We start from the raw sequence: 18,590 nt of genomic DNA, 5'->3' as shown, positions 1-18,590 counted from the left end.
TGCAACTTCGACCGCGACACACAGCGCCGGCGATACCCTCGACGTTCGCGCCCTCAAGGCGTGTTCTGCATCCGATAACGATTGGACGAACCGTCCGAACGCAGGATTTCCAGCGCCGCGACGCGGCCGTCGGATGCGCGTTCGAACTTGACCCGCACACTCGGATCGGCGGCCACGTAGAACAGATCGCGCTGCAACGCCGCCAAAGGCTGCGGCGGACGCTTGCCGTTGCGCAGGATCACCCGGCCGCCGTCCTGGCCGATCTGGATGCGTTCGTACTGGCCCAGGTAATCGGCCGGGTTCGCGCTGTCGGCCGGTGTCGCCTGAGCCTGCAACGCATCCAGGGCCCAGCGCGTGTCGACCGCGGCGGCGCCGCTGAGTCCTTGCTTGAGCGCCGCTTCCAGCGCCAGTCGCTGCGCGGTCGACAAGGCGTCGGCCGGCGCGACCGCGACATCGGGTATCACGCCGGTGCCTTCCCAGTTGCCGTGCGTGATCGGGCTGACCGGCGAACCGAACGAGACGAACACGCTGAAGCCGGCGGCGAGCGGAATGTCGCCGCCAGGATTGGCCGCGCCACCGCTGGCCTGTCCGACCACCACCGCGCGGCCCGCGTTCTTGAGCGTGTACGCCAGCGCTTCGGCGGCCGAACCGGTGCGCGCGCTGGTCAGCACGTACAGCGGCACCTGCAGGCGCGGGGTCGGGTACCAGTCCGCCGGCGCTTCGGATTCCGACAGCATCTTGTCGCCGCGGCGCAGGCGGAAACGGTTGTAGATGTCGGCGTTCTTCGGGGTGAAGGCGCTGGTCAGATAGCCGACCGCGGCCGGCGAGCCGCCGCCGTTGTCGCGCAGGTCGATGATCACCGCATCGGTCGCGGCCACCAGTTGCAGCGCCGCTTCCAGCGCGCGCCGCGCCGGTTCGTTCGGGTCGCCGAATTCGAAGTGCGGCAATTCGCGCAGGTCGATGTAGCCCACATTGCCCGGCAGCACTTCGACCCGGCGCAGGCCGTAATTGCGGCGAGGGCTGAAGTCGACCGGCGCGGGGCCGCCGGGCCCGGCACCAGGGCCAGGGCCAGGGCCGGGACCGGGACCGGGACCGGGACCGGGACGCATGCCCGGGCCGGGCGCTTGGCCGGCGGCATCGGGCGCGCGCCAGTTGACCCGGAAATGGCCGTCCAGCGGGCGGATGCGTTCGCTCAAGGCGGTGGCCAGATCGCGTGGATCGGCGTAGCGGTCGTAACGGCCCTGAGCGGCTTCACCGCGCAAGGCGGTGGCGATCTGCTTGGCGCGTTCGATGTCGTAGTAGTAGGCCTGGATCGCATCGGCGACTTCGCTGACCGTCGCGCGCGGCGACGGCGTGGCGGCCTGCGCCGCGGCCGACAGCAGCGACAGACACAGCAGCGCCGAGCACTTGAGTGCATTGCGCAGAAAAACGGGATACCGCGGAACGACGCGCATGAAACCTCCTCGGAAGAACCCGCCGCATGCGGGCGGCGGGCACGACGGATGAGGCAAGCCCGATCGCGCCGGGCTTGCCGTTTGCGGGCCCGCGCATGCGGGTGCGTAGTTTCCGAGGATGCGGTGAGGCGTCGTTCCGTTGCAGCCGGGCGCGCCATGGCGATCGGCGCGGCGTGCTCAAGCGAAGCTGGAACTCGCGTCGTTGTACCAGGCGCTGCTGGCCGGCATCACCTGGATCGATTTCAGCGCGTCGGCCGCGACGCTGCCGCCGCCGAAATCCACGCTGGCCAGGTCGACCTTCTGCACGATGCTGTTGAACGCGGTGCTGTAGTAGTAAACGAAGTTGGTGTGGTCGCGCGCGACCTGCCACATGGTCCAGTCGCCGACGCTCGGCGAACGCGTCTTGAGGTGCGGATGCGGCGACTGCGGCAGCGACGGGTGGGTCGGGCTCAGCAGCGCGGTGCCGTAAGGCGTGGCCTGGATCATCTGCACCATCTGCAGGGCGACGTTGACGATGGTCTGAGTGCTGCCGGTGGCGCCGGCGGTCGCGGGCGTCGGCAACCAGCCGGCGCCGTCGTCGGGCAGCAGGCCGAAGCCCTGGCGGAAGGTCGCGGCCTTGACGAAGCGCGAGGCCGACATGATGTCGCCGGGCAGGCCCAGCAGGCCGCTGCCGACCGGCGGGCCGGAATCGTTGGAGATGCTGGTGCCGGCGCCTTCCACGCTCAGATGCACGTAGCTGCTGAGGTTGACGCGTTGCCAGTCGTAGGGCGGCGCGTTGGTCAGCACGCCGTCGCTGGTGGCGCCGTTGGCGTAGTCGGGCGGATACACGTTCATCGCGCCGCCGACGAATTCGATCACCACGCTGGCGCCGGTCGCGTCGGTGGCGATGAAATGCAGCGGCAGATAACCCTGCACGCCGACCGCCGGGCCGATCACGTTGACATCGGCCAGCGCGGCGACCACCTCGGTGACGGTGGCGAACTGGCTCATCGCCCATGCGGCGATATCGCAGAACTCCAGCGGATTGCTGCTGGCGCTGCTCGGGTATTGGGTGCCGGGCAGCCACAACGCCGCGCAGGACAAACCGACTTCGTTGATGCCGTCGACGAAACACGGGGTTTTCGCCATCGACTGCGGATCGCCGAGACCGACGAAACCGTAGCTGCCGGTCCAGCCTTTCGACTGGTTGGCGACGATGGGAAAGGTTTGTTGCGCCGGAACCAGGTACAGGTTGGTCGCCAGTCCGCCGGTGAGTTCCATGCAGCGCGTGGAGATGAACTGGGTCGGGTTGCCTTGGACGGCTGGAACGGTGGGCACTGCGAGCAAGAAGTTGGTGCACATGACGGGCTCCTTTCCTTGGGCGATGCGGGTGCGTTTGAGTGGCGGACCGTTGCGGCCCGCAGGAGGCGAAAGCGGCGCGCGGCTCGCCTTCGTGTGCTGCTTGTACGCCGGCGCGGGTGAGTCGGTTGCGATGGCCGACGCGGAAATGTGGCGCGATGCTCGCTTTGCGTTCGTATTCGTTCGCGGGTCGGGGTTGGGCCGGGCCGAGCGCTGATCGTGGCGACGGCGGCGCGGCGTACTGCTTCGGTAGTAGGCTGGCGATCGGGTATCCGGGAGGCGGGCATGAAGCATTCGGTCGCGCGTTGGGCGCTGTGGCCGCTGGCGTTGGTGCTGTCTGGCTGTGGCGGGTCGGGCGGTGAGGACAGGGTTGCTTCGCGGGCAGCGGCGCGGACGGGGGCCGATGCGACGGCCGGCGCGTCCGAGGCGAGCGCATCGGCCGACGCCGCCACGGCAAGCGCGTCGGCCGATGCATCCGACGCCAGCGCGTCCGCGGCAACGGGTGGTTTCGATTTCGCGACCTGGGTCGCCGCCAACGCCGCGTGCAAGGGCGAGTATTTCGCCGACGTGCAGGATCCCGCGTTCGCGCGCACGTTGAGCGCGGCCGGCATCGAGGTCAGCGCCGACAGCACCATCGGCGAAGTCGGGCCCGGCGGCGGCAGCCTGACCCCGCGCGCGCCGACCAAGCTGTTCGGCTTGCCGATCGTGCGCGTCGATTACGACTTCGGCAGCGGTTCGACCTTCGCCGTGGTGGTGCGGGCCTCGGCCGAACAGGCGCGCGCCGCGATCGGCGCGCGACCGCTGGCGCAGGTCTATCGCGAGTATTACCGGCTCGGCGTACCGACCGCGGCGCCGAGCGAGGACACGCCGATGCCGGATATCCAGTTCGTGCGCGATGGCGACACGCCCGGTACGCAGGAGATCGGTTGCGCGGCGTTCGATATGTGAATGCCGTTGCCGCGGATCGCGCCGTAGGCGACGCAATCTACCTGTAGGAGCGGCGCGAGCCGCGACCGCGAATTTCGAAGGGTGACGAAGGTTTCGCTAACGCCGCGACGGTCAATCGCGTGGAAACAGCAATGTTTCGTCGTAACCGCGATGACGCGGTCGCGACTCGCGTCGCTCCTGCAGGAAGCTGTCGTCGCTGCGCGAACCGCTGCGAATTCCGCGCCCGGCCACCTGTCGCGGCCGGGCGCGCAGTGGGATCAACAGGTCTGGTTGTTGCCCGGCGCCACGCCCAGGATCGCGGCGAAATTGCGGTAATACGCGCCGCGATTGAGCATCTGCTGATGGCCGATGCCGGTGGCGTTGCACTCGATGCCGCCGTTGATCGCGCGGATGGTTTCGCCGAACGCGCGCAGGTTGACCATGGCCTGATGCGGGGTGTTGCTGGCGCCGCCGCGCTGGGTCATCCAGTACCACAAGGCGGTCTGCCACGAGATCGCCGAATTGGTCGCGACCAGGTCGGGGTTGTTGAGCAGGTCCAGGCCCAGCGCGCTGCCGGCCGAGGCGTAGTTGTAGTTCCAGCTCAACTGGATCGGGCCGCGCCCGTAGTACTGCTTGCCGCCGCAGCTGCCTTGCGGCTGGCAATAGTGATCCCAGTTGGCCTGGTTCAATTCGCGGATATGCACCAGCCCGCCGGTTTCCTGATTGACGTTGGCCAGGAACGCCGCCGCTTCCTGGCGCGCGATGGTGTCGCCGCCTTCCTTGGCGAAATTCGGATACGAGCCGATCGCCGCGACCAGGCCGGCGTAGGTGTAGAACGAATTGCGGTTCGGGAACATCTGGTTGAACTGCGCTTCGGTGACCACGAAGCCGCCGGTCGGCGGGGTGGTGGTGTCGCAGTTGGTCGGTTGCCAGTACCAGGTGCTGATGGTCGGGTCGGTGCCGTCGCTGCCGTTGGTGCCGACGTTGACCAGCTTGTAGTACTGATTGTTCGGCGGGTATTTGACGATCGTGCCGAGGGAATAGTTGACCCCGCGCGTCCAGGTGACGAAGGTGCAGGTCGCCGCGGGCGCGACCACGGCGAAGTTGGTGTAGCCGGCCGGCGCCAGATCGGTCGGCGCTTGCGGCGCGGCGTAGGCGGCGGGAATGCAGAGCAGGCCGAACCAGCCGAGCAGGCCGTGTCCGGCCCAGGCGCGCGGGCCGCGCGGGTTGATGCGTGCGTTCATTACGTATCCTCAGGGTGTGGGCGCGAGTCCCCCCGGGCGACGCACGCCATGCAGCGATGACGGATGCGTGTGTTGCGAGCGATGTTTCTTATGGTTATGAACGCGGCGGCCGCGATGGCGGTCCGTCGCCGCGACCGGGGCGATAGCCGGGCGGTTCCGCGCCCGTTGCCGGCCGTTGCGGGCCATTGACGGACGATCGGCGGTGGCGACGGTCGCGAGCGACCTGCCGGCGACTGTAGCGGCGCGTTTGCGGCTGAATCCGGGCGGCGGTCGCGAAAAGCGCGATGGCGGCGCGATGGCGTACGGCGGCGATGCGCAGTCGCGACCCCGGTCGCATTCGCGTTGCGATGCGGCAACCCTTTCGCGCTGCGGCGCGGTATAAAACCCGGGCAACGCAGGGCGCGACGCCGGCCCTCCCAGATCACGAGGTGAAGCGATGAACCACGCAAGCGCAATCGCAGCCGCCGCGCTGCTGGCTTCGACCCTGGCGCTGAGCGCCTGCGACCGCGCGAGCGCGCCGCAGGCCGCCGCGCCGCCCAAGCCCGAACGCGCCGGGCAACCGCTGGACGCGGCCAAGACCGCCGAGCGCCTGGTCAAGATGCGCGCCCAGGCCTTCGCCGGCGATCAGCAGGGCCTGCAGGAGAATCTGCAAGGGCTCAATCACGATGTCAGCCGTTCGATCCGTCTGGCCGATCAGGCGCGCAAGGTCGATCGCGAGAACGCGCGCGTCGCCGCCAAGAGCGTGAAGGGCGTCAACTCGGTGGTGTGGATCGACGGCGAGAACCTGCTCGCGCTGGTCAACCAGAACACCCAGCGCAGTTACGACACCATCGATGCGATCTGCACCCAGCTCGAACCGCTCGGCGATACCCTCGGCGTGGTGGTCAATCTGCAAAGCCGCGCGGCCCGCACCGGCGACGAACTGGAAATCCTCAGCCGCAACTGCCAGCTGCCGCCGGGCGAACGCGCGATGATGCAGCGCAATCGCCAGATCGACGTGCTGCCGCCGGAAGTGCGCGCCCAGCATCGCGCCAATGCCGACGCGGCCTTGGCCGGCCCGGACCGCAGCGCCGAGCGCGCCGAGAACGAGCGCATCATTCGTTCCAGCACGCCGGAGTTGTAGCGGTTTGGGCTGATCGGGAATAGGGGAGCGGGTATAGGGCATCGGCGAAGCCGCTCGTGCCGAGGATGCGGCCTGCGCTGCCGATGCGGCATGCCGCGATGCCCGCGCGACATCGCTCGCGGCCCGAGGTGTACGCGGCGCCGATCTGACCCACAATGGGCGCCCCATACGCATGAGGTGACACATGATCCAGCGATTCGACGTCGGCGCGCGCCTGTCGGAAATGGCGATCCACAACGGCACCGTCTATCTGGCCGGGCAAGTGCCCGACAGCGAGGACCTGGACATCGCCGGTCAGACCCGCGAAACCCTGGCGTCGATCGACGCCTTGCTCGCACGCGCCGGCACCGACAAGAGCCGCATCCTGATGGCGCAGATCTTCCTGGCCGACATGGCCGACTTCGCCGGCATGAACGCGGTGTGGGACGCCTGGGTGGTCCCCGGCCACACGCCGCCGCGCGCGACGGTGCAGGCGCCGTTGGCCAATCCGAAGTTTCGGGTCGAGATCGTGGTGACGGCGGCGGTTTGATCCGATTGGGATCGTCCGCGACGGTGATGTGTCGCGGACGGTTTGGCGGGGCGTGATTCGATTTTTGGTTGATGGGACGTTGGTCGTTCGGTTGGAGCGATCGTATGCCGCGCAATCCGACTGTAGGAGCGGCGCGAGCCGCGACCGCGGGAACGCAGCTACGGCGCAGGTTGCGAGGTTCTCGTCATGGCGCGGTCGCGGCTCGCGCCGCTCCTACAGGTAGGCCATGCCGCTTCGGCTTCGGCCTGAAGCCGCGCAGTCCATCCAGCGCTGCGAAGCCACTGACTCGCGTTAGCAAAAGCACACCCGAAGGGCGGCGTGCAGGATGCACGCCGTGCGCCACCGGGACAAGGATGTCCCGTGTGGCGCATGCCCGCGTAAGCACCGCACGCGCGGGCCTTTGATTCAAAGAAAAGCATTTTTCTTTGGTTACCTTTCTTTTGTTGCTTTAGACAAAAGAAAGTGACCCGCCGCTTCAGCGGCGGAACGCTTTTGATCCTGCTTGCAGCTTTAAAGGCTTCGAAGCTTTGAAGCTCTAGAGCTTTTGAAGCCGAAAGCAAGATCAACAGCTTTCGTCCGCAAGCGGCCGAGTTACTTTCTTTTGTCAAAAGCGACAAAAGAAAGGTAACCAAAGAAAAACGCTTTTTTTTAAATCAAGTGCCCGCGCGTGCGGTGCTTACGCGGGCACGCGCCACACGGGACATCCATGTCCCGGTGGCGCGCGGCGCACATCCATGTGCGCCGCCCTTCGGGTGTGCTGTTGCTAACGCGAGTCAGTGGCTTCGCAGCGCTGGATGAATTGCGCGGCTTCGAGCTTAGAGCTGGTCGCGATGAGGACTGGCGATGGCGATGGCGACGAGAACGTCTTCTGCGGTCTCTGCGGCGACAACTACAGATCACGGAACAAGGTTCCTGACCAACAAAGGCCGGCCTAAAGGAAACGGCCTATACGCAATCGTCGCAACGAAGCGGTTGGGGTAGGGGCGGCCGCTGCGGCTACAGCGAGCGATCAATCGGCACGAGCCGGATAGCTGCAGCCCGAATACGCCACCTGGCAATCGACCGCGGCCGCGGACGCCGCGGCTTTTTCGCAGCGCTGCAGGCTCAGCCGCTCGGCTTCCTCGATGGTCGCCGCGCTCGCCGATGCCGCGCCGGCTGAGGACGCACCCGCGCCATGGTGCGCCACCGCGCCGCATTGGTTGGAATAGCTCTGCGCGATCGCGCAGTCGCCGCCGGTCGCGCCTCGGCATTGCGCCAGCGCGGTCGTTTCGGCGTCGTGTTTGTTCAACTTTTCCGTGGCGACGCCGAACGCGTTGCCATGGCCGGTGGCGATCGCGCCCCAGCGGTCGGACCATTCGATGCGCGCCGGTGCGACCCGCGCCTGGTCGACGGGCTTGCGTTCGCGCGGGCGCGACGGTGTGGCGCAGGACGTCTTGCTTGCGTTCGCGCCGCGCGAGGTGGCGCGCTGGCCCGGGGGGCAACTGGCCGCGATCGCGGTGCCGCTGATCGCAAGCCACAGGCCGAGCGTGCATAGAGATCGATGGTTCATGGTGCTGATCCCCTGGTTCGGTGCGCGCGGTCGTGTCGGGCAGAACGACGCGACGCTGGACGAATGTAAGAACACAAACGCGGCCGGATCAACCACTAAAAATGCCGTTGCACGTTCGCGGTCGGGTATTCGCGTAAAAACGACGAGATGTTTAAGTCATTAGCGTGCCGTAAGTGTGTCGTTCGTCCTCAATAGGTGATTCGGCGCGCGATGCATGGCGAATCGCGAATGTGATGCAGGCCCGCGATTGCGCCGCGTCGCGTCGCCGCAACCGGAAATCGGCAAAAAACGCGATGTTCTCCGCAGGTCTCATGCCTGCGCGGTACGCGCGCGCGATCGCGGGTCATGCGTGTGAATGCGACGCACGCATCGGGCCGTGAGCGCGCGTTCGGGATTCTGTGATCACTCTCAATGATCATTTCGAAGCGACGTTCGGAATTGCGTGGACGCGGCCATCGCGCGGGCGCAGTGTCGATGGGCGTTCGGCGACGCTCGCGACACGCCCGCAGTCCGAACGCCGCATTCCGGTGTTTTTCCCAGATCGCTTCAACGCGTCGTCGCCCGTTCGGGCGGCGTTCCTTCGGCCTTCCAAGAGAACTCCCATGACCCGTCGCCATCTGCACACCGCCATCGTCCTGGCTATCGGCCTGGCGCCGCTTTTCGCCGCGCAAGCCGCGCCGCCCGCCGGCGGTTTCGAACTCGATCTGGGCGGATTGCGCTTCGATCCGCTCACCAGCAAACCGGTGCAGGCCGCCAGCGCCTGGGGCCGCGCGCGCGCCGACGGCGAGGACTGGCGCATGGTCCAGTTCACCGGTCCCGTGCAGCAGGCGTGGCTGGACGAGCTGCGTCGCGCCGGACTGGAACCGGTGCAGTACGTGCATCCCTATACCTACATCGCCTGGGGCAAGCGCGACGCGCTCGCGCGTCTGGCCGGACAGCGCGAAGTGCGCTGGAGCGGCGATTTCCTGCCGGCGTACCGGGTCCAGCCCGAACTGCGCGCGGCCGCGCTGAGCAAGGCCGCGACCGGGCCGGTGCAGGTCAATGTGATCAGCCATCGCGGCAGCGCGCTCGGCGCGAACCTGGCCAAGATCGGCATCGCCGATACCGGCCTGGGCGCGAAGATCGTCGACCGTCATCTGCAGACGCAGACCGTGCAACTGCCCGCCGATCAACTCGCCGCGCTCGCGCAGACGCCGGGCGTGTACAGCGTGCAGAGCGTGCCCACCGACGGCGGCCTGCGCGGCGAGATGAGCAGCCAGATCAACGCCGGCAACCTCAACGCGAGCAATCTCGCGGTGCCCGGTTATGTGAGTTATCTGAGCACGGCGGGCGTCAACGGCACCGGCGTGATCATCGCCAACGTCGACGGCGGCATCTATCACACCCATCCGGATCTGGTCGCGCGCATGGCCGCCTGCACCGGCACCACCTGCGGCGGCAGCGCGAGCAGCGCGCACGGCACCCACACCGCCGCGATCATGGCCGGCGACGGCGCCTCGAACGTGCGTGCCACCGCGTCGACCGGCAGCTTCCTGCGTGGCCTCGGCGTCGCGCCCGGCGCCAAGCTGGTCGAACAGCGCTATTCGCCGTTCTACACTCAGGCCGGCGGCATGCTGTTGCTGATGACTCAATCGGTGCGCAACCGCGCGGTGATTTCCGGCAACAGCTGGGGCCCGGCGGGTTCGCCGCGCGGCTACGACGGCGACACGCGCCAGGTCGATGTCGGCGTGCGCGACGCCGATCCCGATGCGCCCGGCGATCAGCCGCTAGCCTACGTGCTGTCGTTCATGAACGGCAACGGCGGCACCCAGAGCCAGGGTTCGCCCGACGAAGCCAAGAACACCTTCACCATCGGCTCGACCAAGGGCCAGACCTCGGCGACGGTGCAACTGGCGGCGATCAACGATCTGTCCAGCAACACCGCGCACGGCCCGGCGCTGGACGGCCGGCGTATTCCGGCGATGGTCGCGCCGGGGTGTTCGATCGATTCGGCCAACAGCGCGACCGGTCATGGCCTGATGTGCGGCACCAGCATGGCCTCGCCGCAGGTGGCCGGCGCCAGTGCCTTGTTCGTGCAGTACTACCGCAATCGTTTCAGCGTCGATCCCAGCCCGGCGTTGACCAAGGCCGCGTTCACCGCGGTCGCGCAGAACCTGGTCGGCAAACTCGACGCCGACGGCGGCACCCTGGCGACCGCGCCCGACAGCAAGCAGGGTTGGGGCCGCATGTTGATCGACCCGGTGCTGCGTCCGGCGCAGGCGGTGCAGTACGTCGATCAGACCCATGTGTTCAACAACACCGGCGAGAGCTGGACGCGCACCTTCACCGCCGCCGATCCGAGCAAGCCGGTGCGGGTCATGCTGGTGTGGACCGACGCGCCCGGTCACGGCCTGGGCGGTACCACGCCGGCCTGGAACAACAACCTGGATCTGCGCGTGACCGCGGGCGGCAACACCTACCTGGGCAACGTGTTCAACAGCGCCGGCTGGTCGGCCACCGGCGGTGCCGCCGATGCGCGCAACAACGGCGAAGGCGTGTTCCTGCAGGCCGCGCAGCACGGCGGCAGCGTCAACGTCGTGGTGCGCGCGACCGACATCAATTCGAATGGATTGCCCAATGCCGGCGACGATACCGATCAGGATTTCGCGCTGGTCTGTTACAACTGCGCGGCGAGTTTGTAAGCCGTCGTATCGATCGCGTGGTTGATGCGCTTTGCGACCCGGGTGGCTCAGGCTGCCCGGGTTGTTTCGTTTCGATGGCCTTGTGGTTTCGTCGGCCCCCTGTAGGAGCGGCGCGAGCCGCGACCGCGACATCCGGCTTGCGACGCAGGCGTCGTTTCGCGGTCGCGGCTTGCGCCGCTCCTACAGTGGGATACGTGGCTTGCGCGGCCGGCGTGCGGATGCGTGGTGGATGCGATTGGCGATCCGCGTGGTTCACGCCGCTTGATCGTTTTCGGTATTGCACAGCCACATGTCGACATCGCGTCTCCGGCTGTAGGAGCGGCGCGAGCCGCGACCGCGACATCCGGCTTGCGTCGCAGGCGTGGTTTCGCGGTCGCGGCTCACGCCGCTCCTACAGGGGGATATGTGGCTTGCGCAGCCGGCGTGCGGATGCGTGGTGGATGCGATTGGCGATCCGGGTGGTTCACGCCGCTTGATCGTTTTCGGTATTGCATAGCCACATGTCGACATCGCGTCTCCGGCTGTAGGAGCGGCGTGAGCCGCGACCGCGGCATCCGGATTGCGTCGAATGCGTGATGTCGCGGTCGCGGCTTGCGCCGCTCCTACAGGGGGATACGTGGCTTGCGCAGCCGGCGTGCGGATGCGTGGTGGATGCGATTGGCGATCCGGGTGGTTCATGCCGCCCGGATCGTTTTCGGTATTGCACAGCCACATGTCGACATCGCATCCCCGGCTGTAGGAGCGGCGTAAGCCGCGATCGCGACATCCGGATTGCGTCGAATGCGTGATGTCGCGGTCGCGGCTCACGCCGCTCCTACAGGGGGATACGTGGCTTGCGCAGCCGGCGTGCGGCTGCGTGGTGGATGCGATTGGCGATCCGGGTGGTTCACGCCGCTTGATCGTTTTCGGTATTGCACAGCCACATGTCGACATCGCATCTCCGGCTGTAGGAGCGGCGCGAGCCGCGACCGCGACATTCGGCTTGCGATGCAGGCGTGGTTTCGCGGTCGCGGCTTGCGCCGCTCCTACAGGGGGCTGGCGTGATGACTCAGGCGGCCAAGGCTTGTTCGCGTTTGCGCGCGGCTTCCATGAACGACATCAGCAAGGGCCGGCCCGGCAGCAATTCCGGGAAACGATGATCGTGGAACTCCGGATGCCACTGCACGCCGACTACGAAGCTGTCGCCGCTGCCGCGGATGCATTCGGGGATGCCGTCTTCCGACCAGGCTTCCACGTCCAGGCCTGCGCCGAGACTCTTGACGCCCTGGTGATGGATCGAATTGACCCGCGGATCGGCGGCCTGCGGATACAGCGACGCCAGCCAGCCGTCCTCGCGCATGCGCAGCGAATGCGCGTGTTCGTCGTACTGCGCCGGGATGTAGTGCTGCGCGCGGGTCGCGCCGCCGCCGACCAAGTCCTGGTACAGGCTGCCGCCGTGGGCGACGTTGATCAGCTGCATGCCGCGGCAGATGCCGAGCACCGGCTTGCCGGCGTCGACGAAGGCGCGCAGCAGGTTCAACTCGAAGCGGTCGCGATCCGGATCGGTGGTCATCAGCATTTCGCTGGGGCGCTCGCCGTAGGCCTGCGGGTCGATGTCGGCGCCGCCTTGCAGGATCAGCCCGTCCAGCGAACTCGCGTAGTCGCGCACCGCCAGATCGGTGGCCTGGACCGCGCCGGTGGCGTCGACGGTGGGAATCATCACCACCAGCGCGCCGCTGGCCATGACCCAATGGGCCATGGACTGCTCCAGGTATTGCAGGGTCTTGTTGCGAAAGCCGTATTCGGGCGGCAGGTTGCGCATCAGGCGCGGCGACAGGCCGATCAGCAGTTTGCGGGCGGAAGCGGGCATGGCGGGGGTATCCAGAGCGAGGTCGGGTGGCGCTTTGCAATCGGAACGGAATGGTTCGGAATCAGAGGATCCGTAGTCGGATGATTCGCGGGGCAGTCGGAGCGGGGCATGAACGAGGTGGCGAGGTCATGCGGCGGGCACCGTGGTTTCCAGCAACCAGTCGACCACATGCTTGAGTGCGTTGGCGCGGGTGGCGCCGTGCTGGCGTTGTTCGCGATAGACCTGCAACTGCGTGTGCGCGCTGCTGCCGCGTTCGACGATCGCGTCCAGGGTCTTGAGCGCGTCGACGCAATCCAGGGCCTGCGCGTCCTCGTGGCAGAGCGCGCGCAGGCGCTGCAATTGATCGACCGCCGGCTCGGTATTGCCCTGCGCATCGAGGAAGCTCGCCTGCAGGCCGAAGCGCTTGGCCCGCCAGCGGTTTTCGTCGATGATCCGGCGCGTGCTCGCGTTGCACGGCGGCGCATCGGCCGGGCGCATGGCGATATGCCGCATCAGGCAGCGGTACAACGCGGCGATCGCCACGCTGTCCTCGACCCGGGTGCAGGCATCGGCGATGCGCAGTTCGACGGTGGGGAAATTCGGCGAAGGCCGGATCGCCCACCACAACGAACTGGCATCGCTGATCGCGCCGGCCCGCACCAGCACCGCGGCGAACGCGTCGTAGTCGGCCTGATCCTCGAAGAAATCCGGGATGCCGGTGCGCGGCCATTCGTCGTACATGGCCTGGCGGTAGCTCATCAGCCCGGTGTCGAAGCGGTCCCAGAACGGCGAGGAGGTGGACAACGCCAGCAGCAGCGGCAGCCACGGCATCGCCCGGTTCATCGCCTGCACGCGGTCGACGTCGTCGGGCAGCTGCACATGAACGTGCAGCCCGCACACCTGGCTGCGGCGGGCGACGATCTGGAAATCCTCGACCAAGCGGCGATAACGCGGCTTGTCGGTATGAATCTGTTCGCGCCATTGCCCCAGCGGGTGCGTGCCCGCCGCCAGCAAGGCCAGCCCATGATCGTGCGCCAGCGACGACAGACCGCGTCGCAGTTCGCTGAGCTGCCGCTGGGCCTGGGCGATATCGCATTGCACCGGCGTGGCGATCTCGATCTGCGCCTGCAGCAGTTCGCTTTCGATCGATTCGCCCAGCTCGGCGCGCGCGCGCTTGAGCAGGCGGCTGGGCACCTGGGTCGCGAGCAGGCGCGAATGCGGGCGGACCAGGAAGAATTCTTCCTCGATGCCGAAGCTGTACTCGCATTGCGCGCTCATCGGAGCACGCTCATGGAAACACGCTCAAAGGAGCGGGGCTCATCGGGCGCTGCACATGAAACTGCGGTCGGTTCATTGGATTCATGTACGCAAGGTAGCGTCATGAATGTAAGAACCAGTTGAAGGCAGCCCGGTCAGGCCGTAATGCGACAGCCGTAACCTATCGTTACGAGCATTGCCGGCGACGCATGCGAAGCCCGCAGCGGCTCAGGCGCCGCCGCTAAACGCCGCGCGTTCGTCCGCATCGAGCGCCGGCGCGGTCGCGCGCCCCGTCGCCGCCGATTCCACCGCCGCCTCCAGCACCGCCATCACCGCCAGCGCCTGGGTCGGCGTCACCGGGTTGTCGCCGCGCTCGCGGATCGCATCGAAGACCGCCATGTAATAGCGGCGCTGATCGCCCGAGGGCGTGGTCAGGCGGCGCGAGCCTTCGCCGTCGTGGAAGATCAGGTCGTCGCCGTCCGCGCCCCAGCCGGGCGAACCGGGCACCACGCCGGCCAGCAGCTGCGCTTCCTGTTGATCGGCGCGCGGTTTGATCAGGCTGCCGCGCTCGCCGTGGACGGTGAAACGCGCGCTGCCGCCGGCGGCGAGCATGCTGGCGTGCAGGATCACCCGGCGCTGGCCGTAGTCGAGCAGCACATGCGCCCAGTCGCTGACCTGGCCGTCGCGGCGTTGCGTGGCCAGGCTGGCGACGACGCGCTCGGGCAGGCCGAACAACTGCAAGGCCTGATCAACCAGATGCGGTCCCAGGTCCCACCACACGCCGGTGCCGGGGCCGGCCTGTTCGCGCCAGCGCTCGCGCACCTGCGGGCGGTAGCGGTCGATATGCGATTCGAAATGCACGACCGGGCCGAGCAGGCCTTCCTCGATCGCCTGCTTGACCCCGAGGTAGTCGCTGTCCCAGCGGCGGTTGTGGAACACCGACAGCACGCGCCGATGGTGCTTTGCCAATGCGATCAACTCGCGCGCTTGCGCCAGGTCCAGGGTGAACGGCTTGTCGACCACCACGTGCTTGCCGGCGGCCAGCGCGGCGCGCGCGAGCGGGGCATGGCTGTCGTTCGGGGTGGCGATCACCACCAGCTCCACGCGCGGGTCGGTGGCGGCGGCGAACGGGTCGTCGACCACGCTCATGTACTGGTAGTCGGCGTGGACCTTGGCCGGATCGCGCGAGCCGACCACGCCCAGCGACAGGCCGGGCGTGGCGGAGATCAACGGCGCATGGAAGGTCTTGCCGGCGAAACCGTAGCCGATCAGGGCCACGCGGACGGGAGCGGGCGCGCTCATGCTGCGAACTCATGCGGGGGATGGCACACCTTGCCGGATCGCGGCGCGCGCGGCCAGCGCCGGATGCGGCCGGCACGGTTTGCGCGGTCGCTTTGCCGAAGCGGGTGCGGATCGGGTAACAATTCACCGATCCCCCCCCAATCGGACGTCTCGATGAGCGCAGCCGCACCGGCCTCGGCCCCGAGCAACTCCCCGGCCCGCGTGCTGTTCGCGAGCCTGATCGGCACCACCATCGAGTTCTTCGATTTCTACATCTACGCCACCGCCGCGGTGCTGGTGTTTCCGAAGCTGTTCTTCACCAGCGCCGACCCGGGCACGGCGGTGCTGCAGTCGCTGGCGACCTTCGCCCTGGCCTTCATCGCCCGTCCGGTCGGCGCGGCGGTGTTCGGCCATTACGGCGACCGCATCGGCCGCAAGGCGACCCTGGTCGCGGCCTTGCTGACCATGGGTCTGTCGACGGTCGCGATCGGCCTGCTGCCGACCTACGACAGCATCGGCATCCTCGCGCCTGCGCTGCTCGCGCTGTGCCGGTTCGGCCAGGGCCTGGGGCTGGGCGGCGAGTGGGGCGGCGCGGTACTGCTGGCGACCGAGAACGCGCCGCCCGGCAAGCGCGCGTGGTACGGCATGTTTCCGCAGCTCGGCGCGCCGATCGGGTTTTTCCTCTCGACCGGGATCTTCCTGCTGCTGACCGACACCCTCGGCGACGAAGCCTTCTTCGCCTGGGGCTGGCGGATTCCGTTCGTGGCCAGCGCGGCGCTGGTGTTCGTCGGCCTGTGGGTGCGGCTGCGGATCAACGAGACCCCGGCGTTCCAGCGCGCGATCGACCAGCACGAGCGGGTCAGGCTGCCGATGCTGCAGGTGCTGCGCAATCACCCCGGCGCGCTGGTCGCCGGCACCTTCGGCGCCCTGGCGACCTTCGTGCTGTTCTATCTGATGACGGTGTTCGCGTTGAGCTGGGGCACTTCGAAACTGGGCTACACCCGCGAACAGTTCCTGCTGCTGCAACTGGGCAGCGTGGTGTTCTTCGCCATCACCATTCCGCTGTCGGCACTGTTCGCCGATCGCCGTGGGCGGCGTCTGGCGATGATCCTGTCGACGGTGGCGGTGATCGGCTTCGGCATTTTCTTCGCGCCGTTGTTCTCGACCGGCAGCGCCTGGGGCACCTTGCTGTTCCTCGGTCTGGGCCTGGGCATCATGGGCCTGACTTACGGCCCGCTGGGCACGATCCTGGCCGAGATGTTCCCGACCGCGGTGCGTTATACCGGCGCCTCGCTGGCGTTCAATCTCGCCGGCATTCTCGGCGCTTCGTTCGCGCCGTGGATCGCGACCCAGTTGGCGAACCGGTATGGCCTGGCCTATGTCGGCTATTACCTGGCCGCGGCCGGGGCGTTGACCTTGATCGCGCTGTTGATGGTGCGCGAGGGCGACTCGGGCTGAGGTCGCCGTCCACGGCGGCCTTGCCGTTTTCGTCCTTGAAACGGAGCTGTCGGTTCAAGCCGGATCGGTGGACATCAACCCGGCTCGCCCGGTCGCGATCGCCCTGACAGGCGATCGCCGATCGGCGTTCACTCGTCCTTCTTGTAGACGTGCTTGGTCGCGCGCACGCCCTTGGGGAAGAGCTTACGCACCCAGCCGCGCAGCATCGCGTCGGCGCGCAGCACCCGGTCGCGCAGCGGCTGCTCGGGACGGCCGCGGAACGAGGTCGGATGGAAGTACTCGCCCGCGCCGACCGGATGATCGGAAAAATAATAATTGGACACGCAGCAACGCGGCCGATCGGTGGTATTGGCCGACACCGAATGCCACGAATGCTGGTTGGTCACCATCACCGCCAGCCGGTTGAAACGGCTGACGATGGTATTCGCTTCGCCATCGGGACCGTCGGGCCACAGTTCCAGATTGGCGCCGTTGGCCTGTTCCCAATCCGGGCTGACGTAATACAGCAGATTGAGGACGCGGTAACGCTCGCGATCCTTGTCGTGGGAGTTGTCCAGATGCGGGTTGAGGAAATGGCCCTGGCCCATGACCGAAATCCCGCCCGCGTACAGATGCGCGTCGGGGTACAGCGAGCGCAGCCCGGTGATCGCGCGAATGGCCTCGAGCACGCCCGGCTGCTGGAACGCGAACACGATTTCCTCCAGCAGCGGATCGTGCTGATCCATCTGCGCGGACACGTATTTGAGTTCGCGCAGATTCTTGCGCAGCATCATTTTCGAGGCTGGCGGAAACGCCGCGAAAATCCGCGTGGCCAGTTCGGGCGGCAACAGATCGTCGATGACGAAATGATGGATCGGCGCGGCCTGGTGCCACTGCTGGGTGAGTTGCTGGGCCTGCTGTTCGAGTTTGCGCTCGATCAAGGCGCCGATCTGGATGCGATCCATAAGCTTGCTTGCCGCTGAAGGGGACGAAACAGGGCGGATTCTAACCGATGCGCCTCGCCCGGGTCGTCGCGGCAATTCCGCCGCAACGATGCTGCACGGGATGGGTGCGGTTTATGCGTTTATTCGCATATGGGGCGTGTCGGGCGAATGAGGCTGGGCCTTGCGCGAGGGCCTGCGGGCGTATCGGGTCGCTTCGTCGGTGCCCGGCTCGCATGACGGCCCGGTCGATTTGTCGGGATTTGCCCGAACGCGGCGTTGCCGGTGTTGCGGCGTGCCGGGGCGGTGCCGTGTCCGGTCGCTCCAGCGCGTGCCGGGCGCGGCTACGTATGCCGGCTGAATCGGCGATCGATCGCGTCGGCGACCGTGACTCGGGTGACGATGCGGATAACGAGATGCGGATCAGTCGGCGCCGGCCGCGCCGTCGCGGTCGCGCGAGGGCGCGGCCGCCAGCTCGAGCTGGGTCAGGTACAGGCGCAGGTCGAATTCGAGCTGGTGGTAGTGCGGGCTCATGTGCTCGCACAGCTGATAAAAGCTTTTGTCGTGATCGCGATGCTTGAGATGAGCCAGTTCGTGAACCGCGATCATCTCCAGGAATTCGGCCGGCGCATCGCGGAACAAGGTGGCGATGCGGATCTCGCGCGCGGCCTTGAGCTTTCCGCCGTGATTGCGCGAGATCGCCGTATGGGTGCCCAGCGCATGCTTCACCACATGCAGCTTGTTGTCGTAGATGACCTTGTTGAGCGGCTCGGCCTTGCGCATGTAGCGCTCCTTGATCGCGACCACGTACTCGAACAAGGCCTTGTCGTCGCGCACTTCGTGGCTGGCGCTGTAGCGATTGCGCAGCACTTCGGCCAGCCGCCCGCTGTCGATCAGCGCGCGGACCTGATCCATCACGCGCTCGCCGTAGCCGCGCAGGTAGCGAAGTTCGTCCATGCGCGAACGATACGGCATCGGTGTGGCTGGGGGCGAGACGGGGC

Annotated in this window: 14 protein-coding genes; 5 read left to right on the top strand and 9 right to left on the bottom strand. The window is 67.3% G+C overall.

The genetic code is table 11. The annotated features are described in order from the left end of the window. Positions 1-53: 53 nt before the first annotated feature. On the bottom strand, positions 54-1,454 hold the full coding sequence (locus IEQ11_RS14240) for a S41 family peptidase (protein WP_191820889.1): 1,401 nt from the start codon (positions 1,452-1,454) through the stop codon (positions 54-56). A 177-nt stretch (positions 1,455-1,631) separates the two neighbouring features. Further along, entirely contained in the window at positions 1,632-2,795 is a 1,164-nt protein-coding gene (locus tag IEQ11_RS14235; RefSeq protein WP_191820890.1) for a linear amide C-N hydrolase, read from the bottom strand. A gap of 282 nt (positions 2,796-3,077) precedes the next feature. On the opposite strand from IEQ11_RS14235, the gene IEQ11_RS14230 reads away from it, so the two are divergent. Further along, positions 3,078-3,740, top strand: a complete 663-nt coding sequence (locus IEQ11_RS14230) for a hypothetical protein (RefSeq protein ID WP_191820891.1) — start codon at positions 3,078-3,080, stop codon at positions 3,738-3,740. A gap of 257 nt (positions 3,741-3,997) precedes the next feature. Here IEQ11_RS14230 and IEQ11_RS14225 read toward each other — a convergent pair whose 3' ends face one another. Next, on the bottom strand, positions 3,998-4,963 hold the full coding sequence (locus IEQ11_RS14225) for a chitinase (RefSeq protein ID WP_191820892.1): 966 nt from the start codon (positions 4,961-4,963) through the stop codon (positions 3,998-4,000). Positions 4,964-5,399: 436 nt separating this feature from the next. Between IEQ11_RS14225 and IEQ11_RS14220 the strand changes: the two genes are divergently transcribed. Beyond that, positions 5,400-6,086: a hypothetical protein gene (locus tag IEQ11_RS14220; RefSeq protein ID WP_051547642.1), complete on the top strand. Its 687-nt coding sequence runs from the start codon at positions 5,400-5,402 to the stop codon at positions 6,084-6,086. 184 nt (positions 6,087-6,270) lie between these two features. Then, entirely contained in the window at positions 6,271-6,615 is a 345-nt protein-coding gene (locus tag IEQ11_RS14215) for a RidA family protein (protein ID WP_036111114.1), read from the top strand. Between the two features lie 1,009 nt (positions 6,616-7,624). Here IEQ11_RS14215 and IEQ11_RS14210 read toward each other — a convergent pair. After that, positions 7,625-8,164 (bottom strand): DUF4189 domain-containing protein, encoded by a 540-nt coding sequence (locus tag IEQ11_RS14210; protein WP_191823908.1) that lies wholly within the window; start codon positions 8,162-8,164, stop codon positions 7,625-7,627. A gap of 602 nt (positions 8,165-8,766) precedes the next feature. Here IEQ11_RS14210 and IEQ11_RS14205 point away from each other — a divergent pair. Continuing rightward, positions 8,767-10,845, top strand: coding sequence for a S8 family serine peptidase (locus tag IEQ11_RS14205; RefSeq protein ID WP_191823909.1), 2,079 nt, complete (start codon positions 8,767-8,769; stop codon positions 10,843-10,845). A 1,048-nt stretch (positions 10,846-11,893) separates the two neighbouring features. On the opposite strand, the gene IEQ11_RS14200 is transcribed toward IEQ11_RS14205, so the two are convergent. The 3 genes from IEQ11_RS14200 to IEQ11_RS14190 form a co-directional block, all read right to left on the bottom strand. Further along, positions 11,894-12,694 (bottom strand): gamma-glutamyl-gamma-aminobutyrate hydrolase family protein, encoded by an 801-nt coding sequence (locus IEQ11_RS14200; protein WP_096414799.1) that lies wholly within the window; start codon positions 12,692-12,694, stop codon positions 11,894-11,896. Between the two features lie 126 nt (positions 12,695-12,820). After that, positions 12,821-13,951 carry a carboxylate-amine ligase gene (locus tag IEQ11_RS14195; RefSeq protein WP_191823809.1) on the bottom strand — a complete coding sequence of 377 codons (1,131 nt, stop codon included), beginning with the start codon at positions 13,949-13,951 and terminating at the stop codon, positions 12,821-12,823. A 207-nt stretch (positions 13,952-14,158) separates the two neighbouring features. After that, positions 14,159-15,232, bottom strand: a complete 1,074-nt coding sequence (locus IEQ11_RS14190; RefSeq protein WP_191823810.1) for an oxidoreductase — start codon at positions 15,230-15,232, stop codon at positions 14,159-14,161. A 153-nt stretch (positions 15,233-15,385) separates the two neighbouring features. Between IEQ11_RS14190 and IEQ11_RS14185 the strand changes: the two genes are divergently transcribed. After that, positions 15,386-16,669 (top strand): MFS transporter, encoded by a 1,284-nt coding sequence (locus tag IEQ11_RS14185; RefSeq protein WP_191823811.1) that lies wholly within the window; start codon positions 15,386-15,388, stop codon positions 16,667-16,669. Positions 16,670-16,797: 128 nt separating this feature from the next. Here the strand turns inward: IEQ11_RS14185 and IEQ11_RS14180 are convergent, their stop codons facing one another. Beyond that, positions 16,798-17,613, bottom strand: a complete 816-nt coding sequence (locus IEQ11_RS14180; RefSeq protein ID WP_036115535.1) for a 2OG-Fe(II) oxygenase — start codon at positions 17,611-17,613, stop codon at positions 16,798-16,800. A 399-nt stretch (positions 17,614-18,012) separates the two neighbouring features. After that, a complete protein-coding gene (locus IEQ11_RS14175; protein WP_411920780.1) occupies positions 18,013-18,564 on the bottom strand; it encodes a YgjP-like metallopeptidase domain-containing protein in 552 nt (183 codons plus the stop codon). Positions 18,565-18,590 lie beyond the last annotated feature (26 nt).

The organism is Lysobacter capsici, assembly GCF_014779555.2.
GTDB lineage: Bacteria > Pseudomonadota > Gammaproteobacteria > Xanthomonadales > Xanthomonadaceae > Lysobacter > Lysobacter capsici.
This window is presented reverse-complemented; position numbering and strand designations above follow the sequence as displayed.